Annotated in this window: 9 protein-coding genes; all 9 read left to right on the plus strand. The window is 37.9% G+C overall.

Annotated elements, in window-relative coordinates:
* Window positions 1-3259 (plus strand): hypothetical protein (locus CW745_RS16735; RefSeq protein ID WP_193755631.1); only part of this gene is annotated, 3259 nt, incomplete at its 5' end.
* A 141-nt stretch (window positions 3260-3400) separates the two neighbouring features.
* Window positions 3401-5311: a ShlB/FhaC/HecB family hemolysin secretion/activation protein gene (locus tag CW745_RS15365; RefSeq protein ID WP_101109585.1), complete on the plus strand. Its 1911-nt coding sequence runs from the start codon at window positions 3401-3403 to the stop codon at window positions 5309-5311.
* A gap of 155 nt (window positions 5312-5466) precedes the next feature.
* Window positions 5467-5949, plus strand: coding sequence for a type VI secretion system tube protein Hcp (locus CW745_RS15370; protein WP_101109586.1), 483 nt, complete (start codon window positions 5467-5469; stop codon window positions 5947-5949).
* A gap of 243 nt (window positions 5950-6192) precedes the next feature.
* Window positions 6193-8172 carry a type VI secretion system tip protein TssI/VgrG gene (tssI, locus tag CW745_RS15375; protein ID WP_101109587.1) on the plus strand — a complete coding sequence of 660 codons (1980 nt, stop codon included), beginning with the start codon at window positions 6193-6195 and terminating at the stop codon, window positions 8170-8172.
* Window positions 8173-8174: 2 nt separating this feature from the next.
* Entirely contained in the window at window positions 8175-8699 is a 525-nt protein-coding gene (locus tag CW745_RS15380; RefSeq protein ID WP_101109588.1) for a DUF6484 domain-containing protein, read from the plus strand.
* 22 nt (window positions 8700-8721) lie between these two features.
* Window positions 8722-9714, plus strand: a complete 993-nt coding sequence (locus CW745_RS15385; RefSeq protein WP_101109589.1) for a DUF2169 domain-containing protein — start codon at window positions 8722-8724, stop codon at window positions 9712-9714.
* A gap of 15 nt (window positions 9715-9729) precedes the next feature.
* The gene (locus tag CW745_RS15390; RefSeq protein ID WP_101109590.1) at window positions 9730-10110 is read left to right on the plus strand and encodes a DUF4150 domain-containing protein; all 381 of its coding nucleotides are present in this window, start codon (window positions 9730-9732) and stop codon (window positions 10108-10110) included.
* A 10-nt stretch (window positions 10111-10120) separates the two neighbouring features.
* On the plus strand, window positions 10121-11389 hold the full coding sequence (locus CW745_RS15395; protein ID WP_101109591.1) for a TIGR02270 family protein: 1269 nt from the start codon (window positions 10121-10123) through the stop codon (window positions 11387-11389).
* Window positions 11390-12478 (plus strand): hypothetical protein, encoded by a 1089-nt coding sequence (locus CW745_RS15400; RefSeq protein ID WP_101109592.1) that lies wholly within the window; start codon window positions 11390-11392, stop codon window positions 12476-12478.
* Window positions 12479-12497 lie beyond the last annotated feature (19 nt).

Consider the following 12497-nt stretch of genomic DNA (forward strand, 5'->3'; position numbering starts at 1 on the left):
AGTGTGTAAAAGTTATGGTGGGTACTTGGGTAAAGCCAATGGCGGTACGATTAGTGATGGTACAACATCGACTGAGTTTGTGAATTTTGCTCAGTTACAAGGTGGCAGTAAAGTGGATACGGTGACCGTTTCTGCTGGCGGTGTAGAGTCGATTAAACTCGGCGGTGATGCGGATATCTTTATCTCAACGGGTGGTTTAGTGACTAACGTTGACGGTGAAGCGGGTGCAGATACCTTTACACTTGATGATATTGCAAACATTGGTTTAATCAATGGTGGGGCTGAGAGCGATACGTTAACACTTAACGGCACAGAGCAAGTGGTTAAGCTGGGCACAAACGTCACCTTAGTTGAAAACATCAATGCAACCGCAGGTAAGTTAGTTGCGCAAGATATAGATAACTCGTGGGAGGTAACTTCATCTAATAGTGGCACTCTGAAAAATACTACCGAGGGCGTAGTTACTTTTATTGGTTTCTCTGACTTAGTTGGTGGAGCTCTAGATGATTCTTTTACAGTTGATTCCTTCGACTATTTTACCTCGATTGATGGTGGGAAACATGTTGTTGGTGATAGCGTTTTCATCAATGCAAATAACCAGACAGTTATCATTGGTGAAAACCTATTTAATATTGAAACTATCACCGCTGCTAAGGGGGGAACGAATGTGCTTCAAGGCGATGATATTGAAACTCTTTGGGAAGTTACTGATTACGGAAAAGGCAGCATTAGTTATTTTTCAGATGGTGAAACAAAAAATATCTCGTTTACTAACTTCACCGATTTACAAGGTGGTGCACTAGACGACACCTTTAAACTCTCTTTGATGGATCATATTTCAGGTATTATTGATGGTGGTGATCATGTTAAAGGTGACCTGATTGAACTATCTACTGATAATCAAATTGTTAAATTAGGAAGTGATATTGATAATATTGAAGTCATTACTGCTTCAGGCGGTCGAAATTCTCTATTTGCTAAAAATGATATTAATACTTGGGATATTAATGCATTAAATGGTGGTGAAGTTAATAATATTGCTTTCAGCAACTTTACTGATTTAGTTGGTGGAGAGTTAGTTGACACATTTACCGTCTCAGCTAATGGTGCGGTCGATGGTATTATTAATGCCGGTAATGGTGCTGATGAACTAATTGTTAAACTTAACAGTGAAAATCGTACTCAATCTGGCGTTATTAACTTTGTTGGTGGTGATGATGGTGCTGAAGATAGTGTTTCTATTCAAGGGGTTACCGGTGATAAATTAGCTTTCTCTGAAACATATCAAGCCAATGTATTGGTAGAATCATTACAGTTTGATCAATTAAGTTATGAAAATTCATTTACGCAGGCTAATGTCCAAGTTAACTTCCGAGAAGTGAGTTCTGTAGATGATGCAATTCAGACGTCTTCTTTAGTTATTAACAACGCAGGTGCTGATGATGTGCTTTATGTTAATGAGAATGCTTTCAGTACAAAATCTGGTCTTGTAGATATTAGCTATGCCTCGAAGGATAAAGGTAATGTTACACTGCAAGCCTTTGATAATAGTTCAATAGAGTTAAACGGAGATGTCACCGTAGCAGGTGACCTGACGGTAACTGCAAACACGGTAAAACAAGATCAAGGGACTATTTTTGCTGATCGCATCATTTTTGATAATGCCTCGTCGGTGGGCTCCAATAAAGCAATTGATACAAATGTTGATGAGCTTTTGGTTCGAAATCACAGTGGTGAAATTTACTTGAGTCAAACAGGTGATTTACTTATTAGTGCCATCGATAATACTACCGGTTTAATTGACGTTTCAGCACTTTCAGGTTTGATTGAAAGTGACGCAAACCTAAATTCGAGTGGCGATCTTACTTTAGAGTCAGCTGAAATTAAATTCACTGGTTTCAATAATTTAGCGGGTAAACTAGATTTAACTGCTGATGATATTGTGATTAATAATGATAGCATTACTAACCTTGTTGGGATTAAAGCTAAAAATGTTTCTGTGACTTCTAATGGAGATATTAATGCAACGGGTGATATCAATGTATCTGCTAATGGTAACGGATCTGCATTATTTACTTCGTCTAATGGCAGCATTAGTCTTGCTGGTAATAACATCATTGATAGTTTAAATGTTAACGCTTCTAATGATATTTTGCTATCAGACCTAACGACATCTAATCTGGTTGCTGAAACACAAAATGGAGATATTGTTGCAGCGGGCTCACTTGATATTTCACAATACTTTGATGCGATAACTACCAAGTTAACGGCTCGAAATGGTGATATTTCTCTACTCAATGATAGCAATAATTTTAATAAAATAAGTCTCACGGCGAATAATGCGCAGATAGTGGATCGTAATGATTTGAGCTTACTGGACAGTTCTCTAACAAATAACTTAACCGTTAATGCAAATGGTCGATTAGCATTGGGAACAATAACTGCTGGTGAATCAATGTATTTAGATGCGGGAGTAGGTAATATTACTTCAGAAAAATCAGATCTTACTGCTTCAGAAATTATTTTACGCGCAACAACCGGTATTGGTAGTGGCAATTATGATAATTTAGTGGGTAGTAGTGCCGATATGAGTGGCGCTATCAATATGACGGCATCGACCTTGAGTGCGATTAATAACAACTCCGGTATTATTAATCTCAGTAATAGTAAAGATGTTGTGATTAATGACTTACGAAATGGTGGCGATATTGTGCTTAGTAATATCGGTGATATGACGTTACAAACAACGCAGTTGGAAGGCGGGGTTAATGGACAAATGAAAGGTGCCATTGATGCAAACTATGGATACCCAACTGAAAATCCTGTGTATCCTGGGCGTGTTGCTATCTTAACTGATAAAGCTAATTCTGTGTATACCACTGGTTTAGGTTTTGCTGAAGCAGATATAACTGCAGAAAGCTTACTGGTAAGAAGTGTTTTAAACTTCGGTAAAGCATCCCAGCCAATTAGGTTACGAGTTAATGATGACTTTACACTACTCGGGTCTTTCGGTGCCCCATTTTATATCGGTGAAAGACCACGTAATATTACGACTACAGCTGATATTATAGAAATTAATATTAATGGTTTATCGGGACAACAGCTCATTGAAGTTGAGTCATTAAGTGAAGTTGATCCTGCTATTTTTGCTGAAGTAAGAAATTACAACGTTGATGATGTATCGCTATTAATGCCAAGAGATCAACGTTTTGATGAAGAGGATGAAGAGGAAGATGAAGAAGAGAGTATATTGCAATAATATACTTTGTTTACAAGTAATGAATCATTCAGTAAATGAATGATTCATTACTATAACTTTGAATTAAGTCATTGAGTATTAAATCGATAGCGCTTGATAACTTTTGTTGCGTTATGGAAAATAAAATAATTAGGATAGATTGTGATTAATGGATTAATGTTTGCCTTGCGAAAGCATGCGTCGGTTTGGGCAACCCTTTTACTGTTTTTACCTTCGTTGGCGCAAGCTGATTTTTTGAAAATGCCAGAGATTGAGCAGTTAAGAAAAATTAAAGAGAAAACACTCCTCAAGGATATGGATATTCCATCGGTAAGAGAAAGGGCGCCAGATCCTAATGCCGGGCCTCGTTTAGCGGTCGCAGAGTTTCGCATTCAAGGGTTAGTTGAATTTCCAGAATTAGGTATTACACGTGACTCTATCGCACAGTTAGTTGAAAGTATTCGGTTTGATTTAATGGGCGAGGGAAAGTTACTCGAATCGGGTTATACCATTGATGAATTGGGGGAGCTTTCTGATCTATTAATTGATATCGAAGAAGAAACTGTTGATCGACACGTTTCCTCATTAGAAGTACAAAAGCTGGTTTGGCTTATTCGTGCACAACAAGGCAAACGTGGTGTGACGCTAGGTCAAATTGAAGCGGTTGCCAATAGTATCACTCAGTTTTATCGCCAACGTGGATTTATTCTTGCAAAAGCCTACATTCCTAAGCAGGAAGTACGGGATGGTATCGTTAACTTAACGGTACTACTAGGGATTCTTGGTGAAGTAAATGTACGTGGTAATGAGTTATATGATGATGATGAAATTACTTCGGTCTTTGATAACTTCATTGACAAGCCTGTAACGAGTGAGAGTATTGAAGAAAACCTATTTATCATAAATGGTTTTCCGGGAGTTAACGTAGACGGCTATTTCGAACCAGGTACACAAGTCGGCGATACTAAGTTAAATGTTAATGTACGTAATGAAGAGCGCTTTAATTTTAATACGCGTATTGATAATCATGGCTCAAAAGAGTCGGGTTTATACCGTTTATTCGTTGGTGGACAAGCTAATAATTTATTGGGTCTTTCTGATGTCTTGAGTGTTAGTTTACTTCAAACAGTATTCCCAGAAGATACTACTTTCTGGCAGATAAATTATGAAAGTAATTTATTTAGCCCACGCTTTCGCTTTGCACTCGATATTTCACAAAACCAATTTGTAGTGGATCAAAGTTCGGTGGCTTCAAATATTGACTTAAGCGGTATCGTTGATGTTTATGGTGTACAAGGGACCTATATCGCGCAACGAAGCCGTAAGCGTAATAGTAGCTACATGTTGCGTTATGAAAATATTACCTCTGATCTGCAAATAGGCGATCTCCCCGATGTTGGTAATCTTCTTGATGAGCAGTTATCTCGTGTCGCACTGTCTTACCAGTTTGATTTTTTAGATGATGCCAACAAATTGTTACACGAAGTTAATGTTGCTTATAACTATGGTTTCTTCAACTATGGATTTGATGTCGGACAAAAAGAGAAGTTTCATGTGTTGATGCTTGATTATACTTTACTGAGCTTCCTAAAAGTGCCTTTTACAGACAGCAATTCACGTGTTGTTTTTCGTTCCTACAGCCAATATGCAGGTACAAATTTATCTTCTTTGTCACGCTTTTCATTAACCGGCCCAACTAAGGTACGTGGTTTTTCTCCTAGTTACTTTACTGCCGATGATGCAATCTATTTAGGTTCAGATTGGATCTTTAACAGCCCAAGCTTTCTAGATTTCTCCGTGTTTGGTACTACTTTTGATAACGCTTTTAAACCCTTTGTTTTTGCTGATTATGCTTATGGTTACCAATATTTACTTGGTTATCAGATAGATAATGCAACCAATGCTTCAGCACACCTTGCCGATGTTGGACTTGGTTTGAAGATTTCTCATCAAAGTGGTTTTGATGGTACGATTCAGCTTGGTTTTCCTGTCTTAAGCGAATTAAAAGTAGCTGGCGAAGATCCTGAACATGATTCAATGCTGGTCACATTTGATTTTCAGTATGTGTTCTAAAAAAGTAAAAAAAATCGCAACTTAAATCAGGTTTTTGTTGAATAATTAGCAAAAGTATTTTAGTTTAGCGTCTGGGAAATTAATCTAATACTTTAATTTTTAAAGTGTTATTTATTTTAAACCAACTAAGTCATTTAAAAAGGAAATACAGAAATATGGCAATTTATTTAGAGTTTGAAGGAATCAAAGGTAACGTTACTGCTGAAGGTTTTGAAGATCATGTTTTAGTTGATTCAGTAAGCTTCGGTGTTAGCCGTGGTTTAACAATGGAATCAGGAAAAATGGCTAACCGTGAAGTAGGTAAGCCAAACGTTTCTGAAGTATCTTTAGTTAAATCTGCAGATAACTCAGTAACAGCTTTATTTAAAGAAGGTGTTTGTGGTTCATCTGGTAAGAAAGTTGCACTTAAATTTGTTCGCACAGGTAGCGACAAAGTTGAAGAGTTCATGTCTTATACACTACAAGACTGTTTAGTAAGCAGCTACCACATCTCTGCACAGGGTGATGAAGAGCCTACTGAAAACATTACACTTAGCTTCTCTAAGTGTGAAATCAACTACACAGATTTCGATGGCAGCAACAAGAGTGGTAGCCCACAACGTGCTGGTTACGATCTTACTGCTGCTAAAGCACTGTAATATTCTGTTCCTATCAAAGATGCAACCAATGGGTTGCGTCTTTTTTGATAATCATTTCGTTAGTAACATTTGAATTGTATTAACTAAATTATTATTAATATCAATCGAACAATTATATGATCAAAATTTTACTTAGAAAAAATAATTGACCTAAACCGTCAAAGTAGATCAGACATTGATTTTGTTTTGGTATAAAACCAACCTGCGTTTCTAAATTTATTTTCAGGGAGTGAGAATTAGCGAATGAGTGCATATACTCAAGATGATCGTTTTTTATCGATTGTAACACCATTAGCAAAAGATGAACTGTTGCTTACTTCGATCAATGGCATCGAGTCTATCTCTTCTCTTTTTCAATTTAATCTCACTGCATTATCTGAAAATACCGATATTGAAGCGAAAACACTGATCAATAAATCGGTGACCTTTACTATTCACGATGGTATTAAACGTGTATTTAATGGCATCGTCAGCCACTTCTCATTTGGTGAAATTAAACACAATGGTTTGCGTGAGTACCACTTAACGATTGTACCGTGGACTTGGTTTTTAGACAGAAATGAAAATCGTCGCATTTTCCAAAATAAGACCTGTAAAGACATTGTTGGACAAGTGTTCTCTGATTTAGGCTATAACGATTTTGATTTTAAAGCGGCACCTGGGAGTGCGCGTGAGTATTGCGTGCAATACGCTGAAAGTGATTTAACTTTTGTGATGCGTTTACTGGCTGAAGAGGGGTATGCGAGTTACTTCAAACATGAAGATGGCAAACATACTTTAATGATTGTTGATCAGATGAGTGCTTATGCTGAATCACCTCAAAGTAGTTTAACCTACTCAAAAGGGGATAGTCCTGATGCCGAAATAAATGCTTGGTTACATAACTATGAATTTAAAAAAGGCGAATGGATAGTTAATGATTATAACTTTAAAGAGCCAAATAAAAACTTAGTCGCACAAAGTACCTCAAAAAGTAAATTTGAAAAAAATAGCAAGTATAAACATTATGATTACCCGAGCTTATATGATTTTGCATCAGGCACTAAAATTGCAAATTCGCGCATGGATGCGGAAGAGGTCAACACCAATACAATTGCAGGCGCAAGTAGCTGTTCTAGCTTTGCAGCGGGTCTATTTTTTAAACTTGATAAGCACGAAGCGAAATCTGAAAAAGGTAAATATCTTTTATTAACCGTGCATCATCAAGCCTACGACAATACCTATTCTACAAGCCAAGGTGGTGATGAGCATTACAGTAATAACTTTACCTGTATGCCACTAGAAAATATGTATCGTCCACCAATGGTTTACAACCGCCCGGTAATGTACGGACCACAATCTGCGTTAGTGACTGGGCCGAAAGGCGAAGAGATCTACATCGATGAATTTGGCCGTATTAAAGTGCAATTCATGTGGGATAGAGATGGTAAAAAAGATGAAAACAGCTCCTGTTTTGTGCGTGTAATGCAAGCTTGGGCAGGTAATGGTTGGGGCTCATCATTTGTGCCACGTATCGGTCATGAAGTGATTATCTCTTTCTTAGATGGAGATCCCGACCGTCCGATTGTCACAGGCTCTGTTTATAACGGCAATAACAAACCGCCATATCCTTCTAAAACCCAAAGTGGTATTAAAACGCACTCGACCAAAAAAGGCAGTGCAGATAACTACAATGAAATTCGCTTTGAAGATAAGAAAGATGGCGAACAGATTTATGTTCATGCAGAAAAAGATTTAGATACGCAGGTTGAGAATAACGAAACGTTAACTATTGATAATGATCGTACTAAGACGGTTAAGCATGATGAGATTTCGGTTATTGGAAATGATCGAACTAAAACGGTTAAAAATGATGAAAACTCAACGATTGAAAATGATAGAAATAAAATAGTAAATAATAATCAAACAGAGACTATTGCTAAGAATAAAACAACAGAAGTTGGGAAAAATCATCTTGAAACGGTAATGGGGAATATGACCATTAACGTGGATAAAGATTTAAAAGAAAGCATAAAAGGAAAATATAGCGAAGATGTTACTAAAGAATACGACTTACATGCCAAAACAATCACTTTGGATGCTGATGAAAAAATAGTCATCAAAACTGGCTCTGCCCAAATTGTAATGAAGAGTAATGGTGATATTACTATCAGTGGTAAGAATATCAACGTGAAAGGGTCAGGTAATGTTGTACTTAAAGGAAGTAAGGTTCTGTCTAATTAATTATGATCTATAAAACAACGGAACCTGAAACCGAAACTTTAGATAATGAATATCGCATTGCTGCAGGTGAAATCATTATTGGTACATTGGTGTCTATTGATGACAATGGACAAGCATTAGTGGATTTTGCACAAAACCCACAAGGCTCACCGATTCAAGCGATAAGTACAACACCAGTCACACATCAACAAGTGTCTCGCCAAGTTGCTTTGTTATTTAATCAGGGAGACTTAAGTCAACCAATTATCATGGGATTGATTCATAGCCCATTACAAGCCATGTTAGAAAATGCTAGTGAAGCGATTGAAACTGAAAAAGTTGAGCTAGCAGGCGATATAAATATTGATGATGTTAAGGTTGAAGGTGGAAAAGTGACATTTGAAGCGCAAGAGGAGATGGTGTTTAAGTGTGGTGAGTCTAGCATTACCTTAACTAAAGCTGGGAAAATTATGATCCGCGGTAAATACCTCCTAAATCGTTCAAGTGGCGTAAACCGCATTATGGGCGGATCAGTTCAGGTAAACTGAGTCTACAAGGTAAAGTACGCTTATGCTTCAAATCAATAATACAACCCCCTTTGCAGCAGAAATTGCTACTTTCCCTAATGAACAAGGTATTGATTCACTTTATGTGATTGTAAAAGCAAGCTTTATTATGGGGCAGCAATTGAGTCTGGCCGACGAGCAAATACCACCCCAAATGGGAGATGAATATTGGGCAGAGCCCGGTTTGTCGAGCATTAAACACCTGTCAGATTTTCATATTGGTAAAAGTAACACTGATATTATAATGCAAGGCAATGCGTGTGCGCCCCATCATCAAGCTGTTAAGCAATTAGATGTTCACTTATCGGTTGGAAAAGTCCAGAAAACGGTTCGTGTGTTTGGTGATAGAGTGTGGCAAGGTGATCAACCTTCATTACCAGTAGCGTTTCAATCTATGCCGTTAGTGTATGAACGCGCATTTGGTGGACAACATCAAGTTGATGCTACGAACCTGTTAACCGAAGAGCGAAATACCGTAGGGTGTGGTTTTGTAGGTAAGCGTAATAAGCAAGAGATGCAAGGTTTAGCTTTACCTAATATTGAAGATCCAAACCAATTGATTCAAAGTATCAAAGATAACCCCATGCCAGCTGGATTTGGGCCGTGTAATAATAACTGGTTACCACGTAGACAATGGGCGGGTACCTATGACGAACAATGGCAAACAACACGTGCGCCTTATTTACCGGAAGATTTTAATAAGCGCTTTTTAAATGCCGCACATCCTGATTTAGTTTATCCAGGTTACTTGCAAGGTGGTGAACCTATTATGATAAAGAATATGCACCCTGCAGGTGATATCTCTTTGAAAGTGCCACAAATAAAAATGGCATGTCATGCTAAGTTAAGTAATAAGCGGTTCCCTCTTAAACTCAATATTGAAACGTTAACTTTAGAGCCAAATAAACAGCTGTTATCAATGGTGTGGTTAGCACCTTTTGAATGTGACAAAAACTTATTAAAAGTAAATGAAATCGAAATAAAACTTTCTCGATAAGGATTAGATAATAATATGGCACAGACAACTTTTGCAAATACGCGCGGTATTGCTCATAAAGGCAGTGGTGGTAAAAGTATCGTTTTTCCTGATGTGTGTTTAACACAAATTGGTAATGCTGTAGTGCCTATTCCCTACCCGAATATTGGCAAGTCTGCTGACACTGATAAAGGCCCCAAATCAGTAAAAACTGATGGTAAAATGCCAATGGTAAAAGGGGCTATTTATAAAAAGAGTACTGGGGATCAAGCGGGAAATAAAAAAGGCATTATCAGTGGAAAAATAAAAGCGGAGTGTGAATTTATGATGTATTCCTTTGATGTTAAATTTGAAGGAAAGAATGCCTGCCGTATGGGCGATCCCTTGTTTCATAATAAAAAAAATATTATGGGTTGAGTAGTAATTGATGCAAGAGTTAAGTATTCCCGATTTTTTACATAAACAGCCTGTTTATCGTGACATTTACGAGCAGTATTGTACCGACGCCTCATTTTTATGGTTGTTACGCTCTATTGCTATCGAACAACCACACTATAATCGAGCGGATATTGCTGCTTTAGAAAAACGCATAGATGCTCAGATAAATGGTTTAACGAGTTCAGTGGATATTGCTTGGTCGATTTGTAAAGAGTCACTTGAATTAGAAGAGCCTGGCGAAGTTTTTACTGCGATGGTTGTTGCCTTGCGCAGTCATGAGGCGACTAAAATACAGCAAGCAGTAGAGGTTGGTCTAAAGTCAGAGTCGAATACAGCCGCTTTAATCTCTGCAATGGGTTGGGTACCTTCTGAGATAGCAGGCCCATGGATAGATCGCTTCTTAAATGGTAAAAATATGCAGCATAAATTATTAGGCCTTGCTGTATGTAGTATTAAACGCCAAGACCCTGGAGTGTTACTTAACCAAATATTTTTAAGACAAGAATGTCTAGATTACGAAGCTTTATATGCAAGGGCATTACGCTTAGTAGGCGAGCTTAGGCGACAAGACTGTATGCCTGTATTACAAGCTGCACTTGAACATGAAAATAATACTCTTCGGTTTTGGAGTAATTGGTCTTCAGTGCTACTCGGTAACACGACTTCATTACAGCAGTTAAAGCCATTTGTATTTGATAATGACAGCCCCTTTCAACAAATTGCAATTCAACTGGCTTTTCGAAAATTAAATATAGAGCAAGCAAGGTTATGGATTTCTGAGTTAGCAAACGATGAAAGCTATCAAAGAGTAGTCATAAAAGCGACGGCAGCACTAGGTGACCCGCATGCTGTTAACTGGCTTATTCAACAAATGACGAAACCTAAACTTGCTAAAATTGCCGCGGAAGCTTTTGTATTTATTACGGGGGCTGATTTAGATAAGCATGGCTTAGTGGCACCAGAGCCTGTCATTCATCCTCTTCAACCAGATGATGAGAGTGAAAATGATGATGTGAGTTTAGACGAAGATGAAAACTTACCTTACCCCGATCAGCAAAAAGTGATGGCGCTTTGGAGGGCTCACGGGCAACAATTCTTGATAGGTCAGCGCTATTTGTTAGGTAAAATGATCTCAGGCGAATGGCTTAAAAATGTTGTTCGTAACGGTACACAACGACACCGCCATGCAGCCGCTATCGAGTTAGCTTTAAATGTCCCAAACATTCCCTTTCCAAATACTAGGGAAAAGGTAAATTAGATGAATAGCGATAAAAAGTTATATATTGCAGGTATTGGTATGATTAGCTCAATTGGTGGTGATACGGCTATGACTACTGCTGCTGTTGAGGCTGGTATCAGTGGCTATCAGCTTTCTGATTTTGATAGCCATACTGGCGAACCTCTAACATTGTCTTTAGTTTCAGAGGATATTTTTGGTGAAATTGAAATTAAAACGGGGCTAAAACTTGATCAAGGTAATCGCTTTAATATGCGCCATGATCGAATCACGATTATGGCAACTATAGCTTTAAAAGAAGCATGCGCAAACCTCTGTAGTGATAAAGCAGTGCCCTTTATTATGGCTCAAAGCGAGTACTCCTATGATAAAACGGACTTAAGTTCATTAGTTGATAATCTTGCTAATAATGCACCTCCTTGGATAGATAGCAAGCTGACTAGAACTTTAAACTCAGGTCGTGCAGCTGGTATTGAAGCGATAGATATGATTTTTAACTATTTATATGATTCTGAGCATGACTATTTTATTGTCGGTGGTAGTGATAGCTATTTTGATGATGCACTGCTTAGTCAATTAGATGGAGAGGGGCGTTTATTGTATTTAAATAATGCGGATGGATTTGTTGCCGGTGAAGGCGCCACTTATTTAGTCTTAACAAAAAAGCCAGAATTAGCGTTGGTAAAAAACAAGCAGGTAGTCGCATTGTCGCCACCAGGAATATCTGAAGAGAAAGGGCATTTAAAAAGTAAGCTTCCCTATAAAGGAGAAGGCTTAGATGCTGCTTTTAAAGCTGCGCTTATTAATCAACCTCCAGAATCAGTTTCTGAAATTTACAGTAGTATGAATGGTGAGAATCATTGGGCGAAAGAGTTAGGGGTGGCGCAACTGCGTAACAAACAATATTTAGCAGAACAAGTTACTATCAATCATCCCGCTGAATGTTATGGTGATATTGGCTCTGCAACTGGTCCTATGTTAATCGCGTTATCAGCTGAAAACCTCTGGGCTAGAAATACGCAACACTGGCATCTAGTATACAGCTCTTCCGATATTACTAAACGGAGTGCTATTGTAGTTGAAACAATTCTGGTTAATAAATCACTATGAAAGCTTTGTAGAGAAGGAT

Source organism: Psychromonas sp. psych-6C06, from assembly GCF_002835465.1.
Classification (GTDB): domain Bacteria; phylum Pseudomonadota; class Gammaproteobacteria; order Enterobacterales; family Psychromonadaceae; genus Psychromonas.